This is a genomic window from Candidatus Saccharibacteria bacterium (assembly GCA_016789455.1).
Taxonomy (GTDB): domain Bacteria; phylum Patescibacteriota; class Saccharimonadia; order Saccharimonadales; family Saccharimonadaceae; genus CAIJKY01.
The window spans coordinates 1-17441 of record JAEUQU010000002.1 but is presented as its reverse complement, the minus strand read 5'-3'; the positions used below and the strand labels follow the sequence as shown (position 1 = coordinate 17441).

The 17441-nt window shown below is 58.6% G+C and carries 25 protein-coding genes; 15 read left to right on the top strand and 10 right to left on the bottom strand.

What is annotated here, in order from left to right:
• Nucleotides 1–11: 11 nt before the first annotated feature.
• The 7 genes from JNJ66_00960 (at nt 12) to JNJ66_00930 (ending at nt 3806) form a co-directional block, all read left to right on the top strand.
• Nucleotides 12–452 (top strand): DUF305 domain-containing protein, encoded by a 441-nt coding sequence (locus JNJ66_00960; GenBank protein MBL8159007.1) that lies wholly within the window; start codon nt 12–14, stop codon nt 450–452.
• A 21-nt stretch (nt 453–473) separates the two neighbouring features.
• Nucleotides 474–884, top strand: a complete 411-nt coding sequence (locus JNJ66_00955) for a hypothetical protein (protein MBL8159006.1) — start codon at nt 474–476, stop codon at nt 882–884.
• A gap of 13 nt (nt 885–897) precedes the next feature.
• Nucleotides 898–1470, top strand: a complete 573-nt coding sequence (locus JNJ66_00950; protein MBL8159005.1) for an MFS transporter — start codon at nt 898–900, stop codon at nt 1468–1470.
• A gap of 91 nt (nt 1471–1561) precedes the next feature.
• Entirely contained in the window at nt 1562–1960 is a 399-nt protein-coding gene (locus JNJ66_00945) for a hypothetical protein (GenBank protein ID MBL8159004.1), read from the top strand.
• Nucleotides 1961–1989: 29 nt separating this feature from the next.
• Complete coding sequence (locus JNJ66_00940; protein ID MBL8159003.1) at nt 1990–2352, top strand: hypothetical protein; 363 nt, start codon at nt 1990–1992, stop codon at nt 2350–2352.
• A 149-nt stretch (nt 2353–2501) separates the two neighbouring features.
• Nucleotides 2502–3149, top strand: a complete 648-nt coding sequence (locus JNJ66_00935) for a hypothetical protein (GenBank protein ID MBL8159002.1) — start codon at nt 2502–2504, stop codon at nt 3147–3149.
• An 18-nt stretch (nt 3150–3167) separates the two neighbouring features.
• Nucleotides 3168–3806 carry a hypothetical protein gene (locus JNJ66_00930; protein MBL8159001.1) on the top strand — a complete coding sequence of 213 codons (639 nt, stop codon included), beginning with the start codon at nt 3168–3170 and terminating at the stop codon, nt 3804–3806.
• Nucleotides 3807–3960: 154 nt separating this feature from the next.
• Here the strand turns inward: JNJ66_00930 and JNJ66_00925 are convergent, their stop codons facing one another.
• Nucleotides 3961–4356, bottom strand: coding sequence for a hypothetical protein (locus JNJ66_00925; protein MBL8159000.1), 396 nt, complete (start codon nt 4354–4356; stop codon nt 3961–3963).
• 470 nt (nt 4357–4826) lie between these two features.
• On the opposite strand from JNJ66_00925, the gene JNJ66_00920 reads away from it, so the two are divergent.
• Complete coding sequence (locus tag JNJ66_00920; protein ID MBL8158999.1) at nt 4827–5474, top strand: hypothetical protein; 648 nt, start codon at nt 4827–4829, stop codon at nt 5472–5474.
• A 128-nt stretch (nt 5475–5602) separates the two neighbouring features.
• Nucleotides 5603–6103, top strand: coding sequence for a hypothetical protein (locus JNJ66_00915; protein MBL8158998.1), 501 nt, complete (start codon nt 5603–5605; stop codon nt 6101–6103).
• Between the two features lie 57 nt (nt 6104–6160).
• Here the strand turns inward: JNJ66_00915 and JNJ66_00910 are convergent, their stop codons facing one another.
• The 5 genes from JNJ66_00910 to JNJ66_00890 form a co-directional block, all read right to left on the bottom strand.
• Nucleotides 6161–6958 (bottom strand): matrixin family metalloprotease, encoded by a 798-nt coding sequence (locus JNJ66_00910; GenBank protein ID MBL8158997.1) that lies wholly within the window; start codon nt 6956–6958, stop codon nt 6161–6163.
• A gap of 4 nt (nt 6959–6962) precedes the next feature.
• Nucleotides 6963–7769: a matrixin family metalloprotease gene (locus JNJ66_00905; protein MBL8158996.1), complete on the bottom strand. Its 807-nt coding sequence runs from the start codon at nt 7767–7769 to the stop codon at nt 6963–6965.
• A gap of 16 nt (nt 7770–7785) precedes the next feature.
• The gene (locus tag JNJ66_00900; protein ID MBL8158995.1) at nt 7786–7944 is read right to left on the bottom strand and encodes a hypothetical protein; all 159 of its coding nucleotides are present in this window, start codon (nt 7942–7944) and stop codon (nt 7786–7788) included.
• A gap of 69 nt (nt 7945–8013) precedes the next feature.
• Nucleotides 8014–9360, bottom strand: a complete 1347-nt coding sequence (locus JNJ66_00895; GenBank protein MBL8158994.1) for a HAMP domain-containing histidine kinase — start codon at nt 9358–9360, stop codon at nt 8014–8016.
• 10 nt (nt 9361–9370) lie between these two features.
• Nucleotides 9371–10111 carry a response regulator transcription factor gene (locus JNJ66_00890; GenBank protein ID MBL8158993.1) on the bottom strand — a complete coding sequence of 247 codons (741 nt, stop codon included), beginning with the start codon at nt 10109–10111 and terminating at the stop codon, nt 9371–9373.
• 167 nt (nt 10112–10278) lie between these two features.
• On the opposite strand from JNJ66_00890, the gene JNJ66_00885 reads away from it, so the two are divergent.
• The 3 genes from JNJ66_00885 (at nt 10279) to JNJ66_00875 (ending at nt 12332) form a co-directional block, all read left to right on the top strand.
• Nucleotides 10279–10872: a hypothetical protein gene (locus tag JNJ66_00885; protein MBL8158992.1), complete on the top strand. Its 594-nt coding sequence runs from the start codon at nt 10279–10281 to the stop codon at nt 10870–10872.
• 613 nt (nt 10873–11485) lie between these two features.
• Nucleotides 11486–11845, top strand: a complete 360-nt coding sequence (locus JNJ66_00880) for a hypothetical protein (protein ID MBL8158991.1) — start codon at nt 11486–11488, stop codon at nt 11843–11845.
• A 100-nt stretch (nt 11846–11945) separates the two neighbouring features.
• Complete coding sequence (locus tag JNJ66_00875) at nt 11946–12332, top strand: hypothetical protein (protein MBL8158990.1); 387 nt, start codon at nt 11946–11948, stop codon at nt 12330–12332.
• Nucleotides 12333–12343: 11 nt separating this feature from the next.
• On the opposite strand, the gene JNJ66_00870 is transcribed toward JNJ66_00875, so the two are convergent.
• The 4 genes from JNJ66_00870 to JNJ66_00855 form a co-directional block, all read right to left on the bottom strand.
• Nucleotides 12344–13057, bottom strand: coding sequence for a hypothetical protein (locus tag JNJ66_00870; protein MBL8158989.1), 714 nt, complete (start codon nt 13055–13057; stop codon nt 12344–12346).
• Between the two features lie 138 nt (nt 13058–13195).
• Nucleotides 13196–13735, bottom strand: coding sequence for a hypothetical protein (locus JNJ66_00865; protein ID MBL8158988.1), 540 nt, complete (start codon nt 13733–13735; stop codon nt 13196–13198).
• Entirely contained in the window at nt 13728–14294 is a 567-nt protein-coding gene (locus JNJ66_00860; GenBank protein ID MBL8158987.1) for a hypothetical protein, read from the bottom strand. Before JNJ66_00860 ends, JNJ66_00865 begins: the two co-directional genes overlap by 8 nt.
• A 115-nt stretch (nt 14295–14409) precedes the next feature.
• A complete protein-coding gene (locus JNJ66_00855) occupies nt 14410–15111 on the bottom strand; it encodes a hypothetical protein (GenBank protein ID MBL8158986.1) in 702 nt (233 codons plus the stop codon).
• 67 nt (nt 15112–15178) lie between these two features.
• On the opposite strand from JNJ66_00855, the gene JNJ66_00850 reads away from it, so the two are divergent.
• The 3 genes from JNJ66_00850 to JNJ66_00840 all read left to right on the top strand — a co-directional run.
• The gene (locus tag JNJ66_00850) at nt 15179–15772 is read left to right on the top strand and encodes a hypothetical protein (GenBank protein ID MBL8158985.1); all 594 of its coding nucleotides are present in this window, start codon (nt 15179–15181) and stop codon (nt 15770–15772) included.
• Between the two features lie 388 nt (nt 15773–16160).
• Nucleotides 16161–17009: a hypothetical protein gene (locus tag JNJ66_00845; protein MBL8158984.1), complete on the top strand. Its 849-nt coding sequence runs from the start codon at nt 16161–16163 to the stop codon at nt 17007–17009.
• 245 nt (nt 17010–17254) lie between these two features.
• On the top strand, nt 17255–17441 hold a 187-nt coding region (locus JNJ66_00840), incomplete at its 3' end, for a hypothetical protein (GenBank protein ID MBL8158983.1).

Genomic DNA, 17441 nt, shown 5'->3' with positions numbered 1-17441 from the left:
GGAATACGATCATGGATACGAAGGTTTTATTGACGGGTATCATCAGCTTCATCGCCGGTGGGTTACTGGTGGCAACGGCCGCCAGCTTTGAGAAGCAAGGCACAGAGAGTGCGTCATCGACACATAGCTCCAGCAGTTTTAGCAGCACTACCGTGACTACCGACATGCACACCAGCATGGACAGTATGACCAGCAGTCTGGGCGGCGAAACCGGCGACGATTTTGACCGCGAGTTCATAAAGCAGATGATCATCCATCACGAGGGCGCGGTGGCCATGGCCAAGCTGGCAGAAACACAGGCCAAGCACGATGAAATCAAGCAGTTATCCGGCGCTATCATGACTGCTCAGACGCAGGAGATTGGACAGATGCGGGCGTGGCAGCAAGCATGGGGATACACAAGTAGTGACGATGGTGATTCGGTGCCTGGTTTTCATGGGCATGGCCGGTAGTGCTTGTGCTATAGTCTAGGCATGAGCCGCCCCTTGTCACAAAAGAAGCTTGAAGCACCCATTCTTACTGTCATTGCAATCGTCGGGCTCGCCCTTCTTGCACTACTGTTTGCTCCAATGTATTCTTACTACTTTCAACAAGCACATCCTGAAGGTAGCGTGCGCTTTACTGGCACCATCACCGGCTTTGAAGGAGGTCGCTGCACTCCTCTGGCGGACAGTCAGTATTACATAATGGTGGACGGCAAGAAGATTGCCGCGAGGCCGGGCATGGGCGATGGAAACATACCGTTTGGTACGCTCGGCATACCGCACGAAGACCAGTGCCTGAAAGCACTGATAGGCAAACGAGTAGAAGTGTACGGCAAACCTGTAAGCAACGGTTTCACCCTAGCAGGCAGCAACTCGTACTATTTAAAACTAATCGAATAAAATCACATTTTACATGAAACGCTACCTCAACCGCCCCCTCCGCATCATCCTCTTCGTTGATTTTCTGGTGCTGAGTTCGGCGGCCATGTTCGCGCCGCTCCAGGCTATCTTTGTGCAGAAGGTCGGCGGTGACGTGCTGGACGCCGGCCTGGCCAGCACCGCCTTTGCTCTGGTGGCCGCCTGTGTAGTAGTGGCTGCCGGCAAGCGGGCCGATAAGAGCCGGCACAAGCAAAAATTAGTGGCGCTGGGCTATCTGTTCTGCGCCATCGGCTTCGCCGCCTACCTGGCGGTCGATTCCGTGCTCAGCCTCTTCATCGTCCAGGCCTGGATCGGCATGTCGCAGGCCTTCATCGCCCCGGCGTATGATGCGCTCTACACCGACCAGATCGGCCCCAAGCGCCTGGAAGGCACCCGCTGGAGCATCTGGGAAGCCAGCAATTACCTGGCCATCGCCACCGGTGGTGTGGTCGGCGGCCTGATTGGCAAGTACTTCGGATTCCCGGTGTTGTTCGTGCTGATGTCGGCGCTCTGCCTGTTCAGTGCGCTCTATCTGTTCAGCCGGCCCAACCGTTATTTCCGCAACTGACGCACCGGCAGCGTTGACACAGTCATGGGCCTATATTTTAATAACACTGGCTCACCCCGCCTCACTTGAGGCTCGATCATAAGGAGCGCAGTTGACCACTCCAACGGCCGTCCGCCTCAGCAGCGGCGCGGCACGCGGCAGTATGGCGACGGTCGTCATCGAGGCAACCGGGCCGGACTACCCCTGGCCTGCCGACGGCCTCACCGAACCCCGTCCGCTGTACCTCATGATGATGCAACCCGACTGGCTGACCTGGCACGAACACTTCACTGCCCTGCTCAGCGCCTGCGGCGCTCACGCACCTCAGCACGCACTGAGCGGCCCGTTTGTCTTCGGGTTCAGCGCCACCGGCAACCGCCTGGTGGCCGTCATCAGGGATGTCACCCTGAGTGGTGAAGCACCCGACAAGGCCAAACAGCAGGAGTACGTCGCCCTGACCACCGAGCTACTGGAAAGCACCGGCCACTACCAGGTCGAACCGGCATCCTAGCCACCCCCTCACTACGAAATCGGAGCACCATGACCACCCAGCTCGACACCAGCGCCATCACCTGCCTGCGCGAGGCCGGCACCACCTTCAGCAACCTGGCCCTGGTCTGCTCGCTGCTCGGCCCCGTAGCCGCCCACCTGACGGCCACCGGCTTCGAGCGGAAACCCAACCAGGCGCTGCCGCAAGGCTACCACCACCGCATCGACACCAGGCGGTACGCCCAGCGAGGCTACGCTGCCCTGATCGTCGCCACCCCCTCAGCAGACCACGCCCGGCTGCTGCAGGCGCTGCTGGGCGAGACGCCCGACATCAGCGACCACGGCCTGCACGAGGCCATCCTGCTGGTGCCGCAGCGCCCCGTCACCCTGCCCAACCCCAATCCTGAGGGGTGAGCCACTCCCGGTCCCGGTACGCCCGGGGCCGGGACACACCCATGAATTATTGACTCAAACTTATAATCATTCTACAGTATGCACGTTATGGCACCGCCATCGCACCCCGTATCGACCATGCCGGCACACCCGGCAGGAAGCGAGCAGCCGTGATCATCACGCAGCACAACGTCGCCATACCATCCAGCCGTCAGTACGACCCGCTGGACGGCACCGTCATCCGCATCATCTCGGCGCTGGCCGAGCGTGACTGCCAGGTGCCGGGCGTCCGCGTGGAGTTCTGCCCCGTTCCCATCCCCACCAACCGTGGTTTGCTGTACCGCATCCGCGCCATCTCCACCGCCGACTGCCGGCTCTGGCTGGGCCGCGAGGGCGCCACGCCCCAGCGCAACCTGGGCTACAGCCCGTCCCAGGCCGTCATCCCGGGCTTCCATCTCACCCTCTGTACGGATGAGACGGGACCCACCCTGGCCGTCTACACCGGCGGCAACTGGAGGGCGGACCGCGAGCGCTTCATGTACGACAAGCCGCCGGCCCTGGCCAACGGCCACGACCGCTGGTACCTGGCCTACCAGGGCGGACACCAGCGGGCCGGCGACTACCTGCACCACCGGCACCGGCGCAGTCCGCGCCTGTTCCACACCACTGCCGGCGGCCTGCAGTACGGGCGCACCAGTGAAGACCCGCCGTCCTACGAGACGGCCGCCCTGCTGGAGCGCTTTGCCGCCTGGTACCGGGACAACCTGCTGCCGCAGATCCTGGCCATCCCGCCGGTCGGCATCGTCCGCCCGGCCTGACCACTCAGGAGGAGGGCGTTGTACTGGCGCCAACCGTTGCTCATCCCCGAGGCCGCACAGTTCCAGCCGGTCGACAACGTCGTCACCGGCCTGCTGCACAGCCTGGCCGGGCGCCTGCCAGCCGGCAGCACCGCCCGGCCGCTCCAGCTGGACGACCTGCGCATCGAGTTCGACTGCACCCCGTCCGGCGCCCGCTTTGTGCGCTGGATCCGCGGCCGCAACTGCCAGCTGTACTTCGCCCGGGGCGCGCTGAGCCCGTCCAGCCACCGCGGGCCGGCAGTACAGGCCGTCATGATCCCGCGGATGATCCTGCAACTGTTCGGCAACGAAGCCGGGCCAGTGCTGGAGCTGTATGTGGGCAAGGACTACCGGGCCGACCAACCCCGCTTCTTCAGCTGGGACCGTCCGGAAGACCTGGCGGCCGGCCCGCGCTGGCTTGTCCGCTACACCGGCGGCTGGGACCATCCCCGCCAGTGCCGCCCCGGCGTCCGCCCCACCCGGCTGCTCTACGACGACATGGGCGGCCGCCTGCACCCGCAGGAACCGGACGATCCGGACAGCCTGGCACTGGCAGATGCCATGCAGCAGGTTGGCTCGTGGCTGGAGCGGCATCTGTTGCCGCAGGTGACCGCCCTGCCCGTGATACCCGCCGACTGAGCTGGCCGATACACCCGCCCCGCCCTCCTTGATGGAGTGGCGGGGCGTTTCAATGCGGCGCCGGATACCGCCACGCCGCAACAGGGGCGGAATTGACTTTTATATAAAACTGTGCTATAATAGAACAGTACGCTACGGCTTTCGCCCGCACGTTTCATCCGCATCGAGAGGGAGCATCATGCAACCCGTCATCGTCCCCCGCACCACCCAGTACGGCCCGGTCGACGAGGTGGTCACCGCCATCGTGGCCGCCATCGCCGAGCGCGACGCCATGCTCACCGTGCCCATCGACATCGTGGCAGACGCCACGGAGGAAGGAATGGTCATCCGGGAACTGAGCGGCCGGCACTTCCGGTTGCTCTTCGACCGGGAACCCACCGCTACCCATCCGCACGGCGGCCTGGCCGTCGAGGACATCTTCATCCCCCGCCGCCGGCTCGAGCTGTTCGGTGATGAATCCGGTCCGACCTACGAGGTCTACACGGGCGACGACTGGGAGGCCGACCAGGCCCGCTTCTTCCTGTGGGAACGGCCCACCCACCCCCCGCAAGGAGGAGCGCTGGTTCATCCGCTACAACGGCGGCTTCACCGCACCCCTTCAGCACCAGCCCGGCGTCCGTACGCCCAAGCTGTTCCTGGACGACGAGCAGGGCTTCCTGCACGAGCTGCGTCCGGAGGACCCGCCCGTCCTGGACACCGACGACGTCCTGGCGCAGGTGGCCGACTGGCTGCGGGCCAACGTGCTGGAGCCGCTGCAGGTGTCGCCGCGCAAGCCAGACCCTGAAGACGACGACGCCGACACCGGCCCCGACGCCTGACCCGCCCGATGCGGCCGCCCCGCACCTCCACCGCCAGCCGGCGGGGAGGTGCGGGGCTTTCGCTTTTGAGCGCGGGGTGCCCCTTCGTTCATTGACTAAAATACATAATTATTATACCGTACTACAGACGTGGGCACCGGCCCATTTTTGCTATGCGCCGGCCCCTCGCACCTCTCATGCACCCCGACCCGAAGGAACCCCTGTGACCACCCCCGGCCCACCGCCCGGCGTCACCGTCCTCCTCCCCACCCGCGAACAGTTCGCAGTGGACGAGCCGGTGCGCGCCATCGTGGAAGCCCTGCGCAACCTCGGCTGGCAGGCGCCCGGCATCCGCATCCGCTTTACCGAGCCCACCGGCCCGTACTGCTGGCTGGAAACCATCGAGGGGCCGGAGTGGCAGCTGCTGTTCGCCCAGCCCATCGCCCGGCCCCGGCCCGGCGACATCCTGGGCGTGGAGACCATCAACATCCCGCGCATGCAGCTGACCGTCTACGCCGACGAGTCCGGCCCGGTACTCACCCTCTACACCGGTCCGTCCGACCGCTGGCCGCAGGACCGCGAACGCTTCCGCGGCCGCCGCCTGGCCCACTACCTGCAACCCGAGGAGCCGTGGTTCCAGACCTACGCCGGCGGCGCGCTCAGCACGTCCGACGGCGCCGAAGCCTGGACGCCCGGCCAGCGCCAGCCCCTGATGGCCCACACCACCATGGGCGGCCTGTCCTTCCCGCTGTTGCCCGAACAACCGCCCGAGGTCAAGACCCAGGACGTACTGGAAGACTTCGAACACTGGCTGACCACGCACATCCTGGAACCACTGCTCGCCCGAGACACCAAGGAGACCGGCTCATGACCAACCCGCGCACCCTCGTCCGCCCCGACCGCACCTACCTGCCGTTAGAGGGGGCGGTAGAGACCCTGCTGCTGACCGCGCAGGTCGGCAACTACGACCTGCCGGGCGCCCGCTGCGACTTCACCACCGTGGAGGCAGAGGACCGCCTGAGCCTGCTGGCCACGGACCAGTTCCTGATCGCGCTGGGCTGGCTGCCGCAGATCGTCAGCGGCACCACGCCCGACCTGACGGCCAACGTCTGGATGCTGACCCACCTCATCGTGGGCGGCGACCACCTGCAGTTCCACGGCGCCGGCACCCCGCCCACCCTGTTGCGCTACACCGGCGGCGACTGGAACGGCGGCGGCCGCGAGCAGTTCATGACCACGGAGCCGTACGTGGTGGACCCTGGCCTGCCCGGCTGGTTCATCCGCTACGACGGCGGCCACGGCGGTCCGGCAGATGGCCGCGGCGGCGTGGACGTGCCGTACTTCTGGCACAACCCCGACCCCACGCTGGGCTACGAGCGCGACGGCGCGCTCTACCTGCCCCGGCTCCACGCCCGCACGGTCTATGAACGGCTGAGCAGCCAGCTGTTCCAGCAGGTGGCGCCACTCATCGTGGCCCAGCGCGGCTGCAACCCCGCATGAGAGACACTCCCCGGCCGCGCCACCAGCGCGGTACCGGGGAGTTTTTCATTCTAAATACTACTGATTCCCGTAAATAACCAGGATATTATGCAAATCCGTCTCATCCGGCTTGGGGTCCGTATCACCATTCCCCGTGGCCGACATCATCAGGCCCGGTGTCTCCCGGTGGCTGAGCCCCAGGTTATGTCCCATCTCGTGGACCACCGTGGCCAGGGCCTCGTTCTCGCCAAAGCCCTCGTGGGCGGCGGTGCACAGCTCCAGGCGGCCGCCGCTGATGAACTGGTTACTGACGCTCCAATCGGCCGTCCCCAGCGTATCGCCGCTGCATTCCTGGCTGGCAAAGACGCGCACGCAGCCCCGCTCGTCGTTGCACGGTGCGGTAGTAGCGGTGGTGTTGAGGCAGGGGCTGACGTTCCAGATGCCCACCGCCTGCTGCACCCGCTTGGCCCAGGCAGCGTCCAGCCCGGCCGTACTAAAGGGGATGTCCGCCTTGCCGCTGCTGCCGCGCTGCCAGCCGATGCCCTCGCCCGGCAGGCTGTCTAAAATAGTGTTGTTGATGGGTGCCACGCAGCCACCGGCGGAATTGCCCGCACCGGGGCCATCGCTGCCGCCTGGTCCGGCGGCCACCCCAAAGACAATCGCCCGCCCGCCGGAGGCGGAAGCGTCATCGATGGCCAGAGCATTACCGCCCCTCCCCGCCTCCGCCTCCACCCGCACCACCGGCCCGGCCGCCAGGCTCGCCTGCAGCAGCACAATACCCACCGCCGCCACCACGATGCTGACCGCCGCGCCCGGCACCAACGAGCGCCGGCGCACATGCGGCAAAGGCGTATGAGAAGAATGCTGCGGCGCCATATGCTCACTGTCCCCCGGTCTGCTGCGTACCATACAGCGCCAACAAGTTTTGAAAATCAACAGCATCCGGCTGGGTGGTGGTAGACCCGCTCTCGGCCGGCGTGGCCGACATCAGGATGTTCTGGGTACCGCGATGCGCCAGGCCCAGGGCATGACCCATCTCGTGGGCGATGGTAGAGAGTTTCTCACTCTCTGGGTAACCCTCGTGGGCGTCCATAAAGATGGTCATATCAGAGCCGGTCAGGTAGCCATCCATGGTCTCCCAGTTGGTAATGCCAAAGTCGCCGCCCTGGTTGCCGCCCTCCAGCCCCACCGGCACACAGGGCTGTGCGCCGCAAGGATCAGCAGAGGCCGTGGCATTGATGCACGGGCTGGCCGACCAGATGGCCGCCGCCTCGCCCACATACCCCGCCCAGGGTTCGGTGATGCCATAGGTGCTAAAGACAATGTTCAGCTCGTCGCCCGTCATCTGCCAGGGCGTATCGTCCTGCTCCACCGAATCCTGCACCGCCAGGTTGCTGCTGGTGCGGCACTGGCCGCTGTCATTGCCGCCGCTGGTGACCGGGCCAAAGCCGAGGGCTTTGCTGCCAGAGGCGGCGTTATCCCTGACTACGCGGGCACCGTTGCCACTGGCCGGAACCGCCCGCTCTACCTCCAGCGTGACGGCTGGCAAGGCAACCAGGGCACCCTGCAACAGCACCGTGCCAACCACCGCAATCACTACCGTCACCATGGCACTGGGCAGCAGCATGCGGAAGCGGATGCGCCGCGGGGGCTGGGGCTGGAGGATGCCGGGGTGGTAGACGGGCATGGTGGTGGTAGTCTTTCTACGAGTCGTTGCCGCCCATGCCGGTAACGCAAAACAGTCCGGCACTGGCACGCTGGTACGCGCTGGCACGTGGACTTGATTGCACCGCGGCTACCAGGTGGCCTGGATGGATCCAGGGCTGATGGGCGGTGGCCCGGTGGGGGTTGGGGTGACTCACTGTTTGTCTCTATTAGGTGTCTAGAGTAAGCATAGCACCATGCCGCCGGTTGGGGCAATTTGTAATGTATTACAGGGGAATCTCAATCGAAAACCTTACGCCACCTTTAGGTAAGTTATTAACGAAAATCTTACCTTTAAAATTTGTCTCCACGATATCTTTAACAATCGATAGCCCCAGTCCCATGCCCTGACGGTTATGTTTGGTCGTATAAAAGGCTTCAAATATGTGAGAAATGTGCCGTGCAGGTATGCCGCCTGCATAGTCTTCTACGGCAATTGTTACTTTATGTTTATCTACAATGATTCCGATATTAATTATTCTAAGCTTCGCTCGTGCATCGCCATAAGCATCGAGGGCATTACCGACCAAATTCGATACTATCTTGGTGAATAATGCACTATCGCCTTTCATCATCACTCGTTCAGTGTACGGAAAATCAAGTGAGACGCTTAGGTTTCTTGCCCTCGACTCAAACACATGCAGACATAGCTTAATTTCTTCAATAACATCAAATTCTTCCGTACCGCTTCGGCTTTCAAGCTGCCTCCTGGCGCCTTCGATGTATCTTTCAATTTGATAGATGCTACGTTTGACTTGATTTATCATGTTTAATCGTCTATCTTGCTCCATGCTATCAAGATCAAGAGATGCAGCCATTAAAGGACTCGCGAGATCATGCAAAAGTGATGCGCCCATACGTCCAAACTCCGCAAATCGTTGAAGTTCGCTGATTTTTTCTGCCTGAAGCCTCTCAATTTCTTTTGTTCGCCGAGCAACGGAGGCTTCTAAGTTATCCCGCTCTGCCATAAGCAATGCTTCCGAGGTCAGGGCACGCCATAATGAATGCTCGATATCTCTATTAGATAACCACGCTACGAGTGAAAGAATCATGAAAGAGAGTATGTAGATTACCACGTCAGCATAAGTCCCCTCGTCATTCGTCCAGGTCAAGTCAGGACTGAGTTGACCTGTTCCTTCAAGATAGACCATGCTCGCAAGAGAAATACCACAAAGCATCGAGGCCATAAAGGAAGCTCTTGAGCCTAGCAGTACGCCAATAATTACTACCAACATTCCATAGGCAAGTACTCCTTGAGGCACTAGGACTCCCCATTTAACAAGGGTGTATGTGGCTAGGCCGTAAGCCAAAAATGCAACCACAACAGATGCGAGTTTGACATGTCCTTTGCTGTTTAATATATAGCAGCCGAACAGCACCATCGTTAGCGCCACGCAAGCTGCAACGGCCAGCCCGGAGTATTCTTCGGCAAGCGCGAGACTTTCGACAACCACAAACAGTGTAGCAATTATGCCTAGTGTAATTGCCCCTATCAAAATAAACTTTAGAACTTGGGTACGTCTTCGGAACTCATCCGAGTCATGTATTTGGCGTGGAGAAAGTTTGCGAAACATGTCTTTAACTTTAATTTAATATATGTGACACTTCGGCCTCTTTTGCTTCTGATGTCTCGATTTTATACCCCACGCCATGCACGGTTCGAATAAGCCTCTTCCCAAACGGCTTATCCACCCTATCCCTCAAATGCTTAATGTGCACATCCACCGCATTCGTCCACAGATTCTCATTCATATCCCACACATGCTCGATGATCATCGGCCGGGTCACCGTCCGCCCGGCGTTGAGCATCAGGTATTCCAGCAGGTCAAACTCTTTGCGGCGCAGCTGGATGGCCTGGCCCTGGCGGGTGACGGTGCGGGCGGCCGTATCCAGCTCCAGGTCTTCTACCACCAGCAGCGTATTGAACAATCGCTGGGAGCTGCGGCGCAGCACGGCGCGCAGGCGGGCGCGGATCTCCTCGAGCGAGCAGGGCTTGGTCAAAAAGTCGTCCGCGCCCATGTCCAGCAAGGTCACCTTCTTTACCACCTCCGTGGCGGCAGTAATGATGACGATGGGCATGGTCCGGCGCTCCGCCCGCAGCGTGCGGCAGATGTCCTCGCCGCTCATGTCCGGCAGGGTCAGGTCCAGCAGAATCACGTCGTAGCTGGTGGCCATGGCTTGCAGCAGGCCGTCCTGGCCGTTGTAGGCCACGTCGATAGCATAGGCCGAGCGCAGCCCGCGCTGCAGGGCCATGACTACCTGTTTGTTGTCTTCGATGATTAAAAGTCGCATACTGCCGTGGCCGACATAGGGGTTTCCTGTCAATATCCTTACTCTGTTTGTACCGCACACCAGCGCTGTTGGCTAGTCTGGTTGTATGTTGTACCTGATGAAAGTTAAATAAAAATGAAATATAAGTCCAACTTTGAGCAAAGGGCTGTAGAATCGTGAAAAGCTGTACTTTTGCCAGATGCGCTACTATCCTAAAATAAATGCTACCCATCACTCCACAGCCTGTACCATTGGCAGATGCCGATAAGATTTTGCCAAAGATAACGAAGCTTAAAATTAGAATTCTAGAAAACTCAACAGTACTGACAATCGGAGAAAAGGTTGAGCTGCTACTACTGCTGCTTCACAAAAAGTGGATTGCAGAAGTTGATATCGGATTGTCGCGCCGTGATGCCAGTTTGGCTGAAATACGAAAACTAGAGCTGCCATACCGCACGGAATCACGAAACGGCGATTTTCAAGAGTCATGGATTCAAGTTGGCGCCAACCAAGCCGTCCTGAACTATGTCAAAGCAAGGCACGATCAGCTTAGCGAATTAGAAGCCGGTATTCTGTATGGGTTCCCGGTTACTCATGTGCTTGGATACATCGGGGTAATACAGGAAAAAGTAACCCCTCCTCGTGACGAGGCAATGTATATGCTGGCTGGCGTGTACTCTAAAGCGCACTATAACGAGGAGCTTGCCCAATTTCATAAAATATGGGATGAAGTTGAACGGGTGAGTCCTGTTATTGCTATGGAGTCGAGAGATAAATTTATTGAAATGCGAGATAAATATACGAAAAAATTGTAAAACCACCAGGCTTGCAGGCTCCACGAAAGAACCTGCAAGCCTGGGTTGAGCCGGCCTACCAGTTGATGTTGCAGCCGGTCTCGTAGCGGTGGCAGTGGGCGTTGCCCGTGCAGCACCTGGGGCAGCGGCACGTGCACGTCCCCATCTGGGGGGGGCGTGACGATGTGCGCCAGCTCGACGGGCAAGGCCTGCGGCATCACGGACAGATCGCCGTCCGGCTCCGTCAAAAGAGCTGCGGTCACTTGCGAGACTCCTCTCCGCATGCCAAAGGCATGCCTCGGGTGAATGCTCGTTTTGAGCAAGAGCACTGCCAGGCGCAGGCTCCATGCGTTATAGTAACATAATTCTTTAATTTTGAAATGTTTATAAACTAACATTGTATTATGGCAACAAGAATGGATACTTCCAATTCGGCTGCACTAAAATAGTTATAGGCGGCCGCCACACTTAGTCGTCTCTTAGAAGATATTAATTCTTTATTAAATGTTAATTACATTTTGTTGACTAAATATCAATTATAATTTTCAATACTATGAGTCTGGGATGCATTCTGCCACAAGCATATGAGTGCATACGGACTTCCGGAAGTCCACCGCACGGAGGAGCTATCCCTATGTGTCAACGCTGTCCAACCCGACCGCAGAGGCCACGCGTCCGCGGCCGGTCTGCAGGCGAGGCATGGGAGCGTTACAACGAACAGCTGTCAGACTGGCAGGAGGTGTACAACCGCCTTCACGGCGGAAGCTCAACAATCTACGACCGCCAGGAACGGAGCGAGCAGGAGCCAACTGGCGCAACGGGCGAGATAGATCCGCGAACCGGCCAGGGCCACGCCACTCAGTTCTACCGTGACAACACTCGTGTCTCGTGGGACACGGATGGTCGGGGTGGCGAGAGCAACATCCACTGGACCAACCAGGGCGTCGGCAAGAAGAACCGGCGGCGGCATCGGCCGCCGCCCCACGCACGGTGATTCGCCAGCACCTGCCCTGAAGTGGCGCCGTTCGGATTCGATGTCCGGACGGCGCCACGATTCACTTTCTCTTGCGTATTATTTATCCTAGAATACTTGTATGATTTCAGCCCAGACAGCACAAGACGGCCCCCTTGAAGATGAGCGGCTTATAGCCGTAAGGAATGCCAAGAGTGCAGCCCACAGAGCTATTACCCATAATCCTACCGCCCCCGGCACTCGGCATTTATTAATTTGGTATGTCACTACCATAGTCTCCGAACTCAGGGCCGAACCAATGAACAGGCTGACCGACCCCGATACCGTCCTGTGGCATCCGGCGGGTACGATTGCTACCTTGGCTTGGGCTCATCCGGAACTTTTTGACGCACAGAAAGAACCCGTACTGCATGCGATTGCTGATGTGTGCGAGGACATTGATGACGGTACTCCGACAGAGGAAGATTGGAATAAGCTCTTTGAACTGGCCAGTAAACTCGAGCAATAATCAGTACGGTCCTACTTCAATACCAAGCTTTGCAAAACCCTAAATGCTTCATTGTCGCTCGCAACGGAATTGCTATTGGTGCTGTACATGTATGTCTTGCCCCTGAAGCTTATGAGATATGAAGCCAAAGTCTGATAATCTTCCTGATACGACCTTCTTATCGTACTGACATAACGGACACCTTGGTGACCATCAATTGTAAATGAATCTTTTTCTTTGACGTCACGCCATATCCTTTTGGGGCTTGCGACGACTTTTCCATCATCACCGGTATCGCCGTCTTCAATATCAAGCGCAACTTCAACCAGGCTTTTATCGATAACATTAAGGGTACAGCAATCGCTCTGCTTCCCGGATTGGTCGTAAAAAAGAAAGCTATGTTCTGTCGGGTCGCCTCCAGACGAGTCCCTAGAAGGCTCTCTGAACTGGACCGTCAACTTAGGAGAATGCACAAAGCTCAAGCCGTACTCGCCATTCTCATATTTTTTCCAGCCGCTTGGCACATCTTTGACTGTGTCTATATTCTTGATCTTGTCCTCAAACCTAATGCCCTCGCTTGGGCTGTTTGCAATTTTTTGGATATCTCCACTTAACTCGCCTTGATGTGCTTCTTTGTTAGTAGAACCATTACTGTTAACGTTCTCTTTTGCCACATAAGTAAACGCCAAAACTGCACCGGCAAGTGTCAGCAATACCAAGATGGTTATATATATATTTTTATTCAAGTTTATTTACTTTCCGTACGCTCAATATAACACAAGCATCATTTCGAAAGTTAAACGCGCACAAACGAAACATTTTTAATAATTGAAACAGGGGCGAGGTACGCACACGCGCACCCCGCCCCTTGCAGAGCCGCCCGGCTACAGCCGGACACTCACCTGCCGCTGCACCGCCTCGACCGCCTTGAAGGCGTAGTGGCTGGGCGTCCAGCCCACCATGCCCAGGCTCACCACCTCGCCGAGGCTGTAGAACTGCTCGGCCGCCTCCTCGGGCGTCAGCAGCTCGATGAGTGCCTCCGTCCCGGTGTAACGCAGGGCCAGCGAGCCGGGCGGCAGTGTCACCTGGTTCCCGCCCCGCACGGCAATGGCGGGTTCAGACAGCAGGTAGCCCTGGGGCACCCGCACGTCCACCCAGACCACATGCGGCATGCCAGGGATGGTCACCGGGTGGTAGCGCCTGTGCCACACCTCCGCCGGCAGCGGACTGGCCGCCCTGCCCTGCGGGTCGGCTGGCAGGTACGAGACCGTGTCCAGCCGGCGGCGGTGCCACGGGCCTTCGTCCACCGGCACCAGAATCTCCTGGCCGGGCCGCTCGGTGGTCACCTGGATGGCAAAGACCGGCCGGGGCCGGCGGTACTGGCGGGAGGCCAGCGTCATGTCGAACATGAATTCATCAGGCATTGCTGCCCTCCTCTTGCGGCTGGAGTTGCGTGGGGTCGGCCAGCGCCAGCATGCGCTGCACCTCGGTGACACACCAGTGGGCGTAGTGCGGCTGGGTCCAGGCGGTCATGCCGGCGCAGCGCACCTTCTGCGGACTCAGGTAGTCCACAGCCGCCTGCTGGGGCAGCACGTAGGACAGCACGCCGTTGTGGCTCAGCACCAGCGTGGCCGCCGGCAGCTGCGTGGGACTGCCGTTCTCACGCACGGCGAGCGGCTCGTCCAGCAGGTAGCCCCGGGGCAGCCGGGTGTCCACCCAGACGATGTCCGGCCAGCCGGGCACCGGCACGCGCTGGTAGTTGGCGATCCATTCCATCCAGGGAACGGAGGTGCCGACGTGGCCCTCCTGGTTGAGCAGGACGGCGGTGATGCCCTGGGCGGTGTGGCGGTCGTTACGCTGGCTGGTGCCGACCTCGTAGACAGTGCCGGAAGACAGCGCCTTCAGACGGACGGCGTAGACCGGTTGGGGCTTCTTGAATTGCGGGGTGGCGCGGAGGTCGTCGAACGGAAATGAGATGGGCAACGTGCCCTTCCTTTCTTGGTAGCCTGGCGGACTCCTCGGCAGTATTGTACACCATAAAAAACAACAGGGGCAGGGGTACGTCCAGACTCCGGAACGTACCCCTGCCCCGTGGCGGCTACTGGCCGCCGGCGCCGGGTCCGCCCGGCAGCTTGACGCCGAGCTGGTCCACCAGCCGTCGCAGCATGTCGCGCTGCAGGGCGTCGATGGCCCACCGCAGGTAGTCGTCCACCGACCAGCTGCTGGCGCCCAGCTGCGCCACCTGCTCCGGCGTCAGGAAGCGGGTGGTGGCGACATCCGGCGCGTGGGTCGTGAAGGACCCGTCCGCCCGCCGGATGACCAGCGTGCCCGCCGGTACGATCTGCGGCGGGTTGGTACCCGGCCAGCTCACCGGCGCGTCCAGGTAGTAGCCCATGAACAGCTGGTTGCGGATCCAGCCGATGCCCGGCTGCGTGTGCAGCGGCACGAAGGCGTGCTCACGCAGGAACTCCTGCTCGTCGTAGACCTCGGCGGCACGGCCATCCTGATCCAGCACCACGTAGTTGGGGCCGAAGACGGACCGCGGCAGGTGTTCACCGCGGATGCCGGGCAGCAGGATCTTGGAGCCCTGCTGACCGAAGTCGATCAGCGCGGCGTGGATCAGCTCGGGCACCGGGAACTGCCGGGACTCGCGGGCGGTGTCGTAGGCGAAGGTCGGGGCCTCGTCGGCCTGCATGTCGGCCATTGGTGGCTCGCTTTCGTCGGGGTTCTGGGGCTGTTTGGCCTTGGAACCGGGGGTGCCGGGCGGGGTGCGCGGCTTAAACTTACTATTATAGCACAAATTTAATTAATTATCAATAGGGTTAGATTACATGATAGATTTATGCATAGCTTATACTGAAGTAGTTATGCATAATGCGTCGTCTAAGATAGTGCTGTTTTGGCTTATCACAACTTGTACCGCTTTGCTTATTGCGACATCAGTTTGGTGGTATTTCAGCTTTATTGTGCCCACGCCACAACAAGCTGCATCGCCGCCGCCCACCGCGAATAACAGCGAGAAAAAAGTACCTGGAAAAAAGAACCCTACAATCATTGCTGATAACGATAAGCTTGACGAAGTAACAAGCATGCCCGCACCAGAGGGATGGGTGCCTTATGCGGACTCTGTCCTCGCAATCTATATTCCAGCCGACTGGAAAGCCGAGGGTGGCCCAACAAGCTCCTCACTTCGAGACCCAGGAGAATCTTTTTATACGTATAGCGCGACATTTGGCACATCTGACAATAATCGCGAGCGACCGTGCAGCTTTGCCGTGCAAAGCCTTGCCTTCCTTCCCTCTATTGAGGCGAAGGAAGGACTAGATACCGGCGACGACGGCAAATTAACCGACCCGCCCGGCCGTATCTGGACAACATCATCGAGCGCGACAATTTCACTTACGAAGGGCGCAAAGCCGTCCGTTATTACGGTGCCAACCGGCTATCTACCAGAGATGTAAAACAGTTCACCATCACTTACCTGATAGATGGTGGCGAAAAGACATACATGTTTGGCTGCAGGCTTGATGATGACGCCACTGCAGAATTGGCAGATCAAATGTTTACGCAAATAATAATTAAGTAAATTGTTTTTATAGTACCGCCAGGTCAAACCTAGCTCTGCTCAATAATCGAGAGTATGTTCCCCGCCGGATCATTAAACCAAGCGATCCTCGGCCCGTTACCGCTTTAGATGTGGCGCTTGTCGTAAATGGTCTGTGTGATTATGTTTGCAGCTATTTTATACTGCGGCGTTTTGGTATGCTAAGGCTATTAACATAATCACAACGGAAACAAAAAGTGAAATACTCCCTGCGTACTCTGTCGTCAGTAATAATGGGAGCAGTCATGTTCTCAACGCTTCTAGCGTTTACGGGAGGGGCGCAAGCAGGAGCCTCAGCCACGCATATACCTGCCACCTTAACGGGAGACCATTCTTATACGCCCAACAACTTGGCGGCGCATCGGGATGGCAGCGCTACGGCCACATACTGTAGTCATAATTATCCTCAGGGATACGCCAAGACGTATGCGCCTGACGGCTCAACAGTAACAACGCTTTCACGCACGACCAACAGCGCATGGCATGCATTTGATTGTAGCAAGCGTAGCATGACAACTGGCCATGACGGCACGGTGTACTTGTACGAAATCAAGAATTCCTCTGTCGGCCAAGAAAATCGGCTGGCGGCATATAAGGACGGTGCACTTGTTTGGGCCAAATCTTTTACAGCATGCTCAGACACTACCCTTTCAACCGAACAGCGCCAGGCACGGATGGCCTACCCCACTCTCGGCAACGACAATGTGTTATATGCTGTAGGCCTTGCTTCTGGTTATTGTTCATCTAACTACTACGACAATAAGCTGTACGCGCTCGATATCAATAATGGGGAAACGCTAGATGACACTCCAGTAAAAGTTGCTGACATTAATGGCCACACGCCAATAGGCGGCCTGATTGTGCCATTAGAGAGTGGTGTAGCTTTTCTGGATCATGAAATTACGTATTCGAACGGCGTAGCAGCCACGGATCGCAAGTACGTTCGGTACTACGATTTTACAAATGATAGCCTAGCAGAAGCTACAAGTAAAATTATGATCTGTCCAATACGACGTACAGTAATCGCCGAACCGTTCAGCAATTCGTCGGCGACCAAACCGGAAGAGTGTATGCCCTGCTATCCTCTGATTTAAGCCCAACCAATACTTGTACCGGCATTAGCGAGGTCATACAGCTTGACCAGGCCAGCACCGGTCCGGCCGCAGACGATGTCCCCATTAACGACTGCAGTTTTGAGGTAAACAGCATGGCCATCTCGCCTGACGGCATAGTATTACTAGGCGGCAGTGGTACAGGTCCTGGCCAAAGCGGACACGACGATACACTTTTAAAGTATTCCCTGAGTCGCTCACTTACCTATAGCGTGGACTTAAACAGCATGACGTCCACCGGACTCAATTCTCCCTATGCAAACTACTCGCCAACGGTAGATGATAACGGCACCGTCGTCATCATCTCTACCGCCGATGACCCCGCCAGCTGGCCTACTGACAGGTACTTGGTTGTAAGAAAGTTTGACAGCACTACCGGCAGTGCCACCGTCCTGTATAAATCTTCTGACGATA

Excerpts from the sequence above, each read along its gene's own strand:
- JNJ66_00960 (MBL8159007.1), top strand. The coding sequence starts at position 12 with ATGGATACGAAGGTTTTATTGACGGGTATCATCAGCTTCATCGCCGGT.
- JNJ66_00955 (MBL8159006.1), top strand. The coding sequence starts at position 474 with ATGAGCCGCCCCTTGTCACAAAAGAAGCTTGAAGCACCCATTCTTACT.
- JNJ66_00950 (MBL8159005.1), top strand. The coding sequence starts at position 898 with ATGAAACGCTACCTCAACCGCCCCCTCCGCATCATCCTCTTCGTTGAT.
- JNJ66_00940 (MBL8159003.1), top strand. The coding sequence starts at position 1,990 with ATGACCACCCAGCTCGACACCAGCGCCATCACCTGCCTGCGCGAGGCC.
- JNJ66_00910 (MBL8158997.1), bottom strand. The coding sequence starts at position 6,958 with ATGGCGCCGCAGCATTCTTCTCATACGCCTTTGCCGCATGTGCGCCGG.
- JNJ66_00905 (MBL8158996.1), bottom strand. The coding sequence starts at position 7,769 with ATGCCCGTCTACCACCCCGGCATCCTCCAGCCCCAGCCCCCGCGGCGC.
- JNJ66_00895 (MBL8158994.1), bottom strand. The coding sequence starts at position 9,360 with ATGTTTCGCAAACTTTCTCCACGCCAAATACATGACTCGGATGAGTTC.
- JNJ66_00885 (MBL8158992.1), top strand. The coding sequence starts at position 10,279 with ATGCTACCCATCACTCCACAGCCTGTACCATTGGCAGATGCCGATAAG.
- JNJ66_00880 (MBL8158991.1), top strand. The coding sequence starts at position 11,486 with ATGTGTCAACGCTGTCCAACCCGACCGCAGAGGCCACGCGTCCGCGGC.
- JNJ66_00875 (MBL8158990.1), top strand. The coding sequence starts at position 11,946 with ATGATTTCAGCCCAGACAGCACAAGACGGCCCCCTTGAAGATGAGCGG.
- JNJ66_00865 (MBL8158988.1), bottom strand. The coding sequence starts at position 13,735 with ATGCCTGATGAATTCATGTTCGACATGACGCTGGCCTCCCGCCAGTAC.
- JNJ66_00850 (MBL8158985.1), top strand. The coding sequence starts at position 15,179 with ATGCATAATGCGTCGTCTAAGATAGTGCTGTTTTGGCTTATCACAACT.
- JNJ66_00845 (MBL8158984.1), top strand. The coding sequence starts at position 16,161 with ATGTTCTCAACGCTTCTAGCGTTTACGGGAGGGGCGCAAGCAGGAGCC.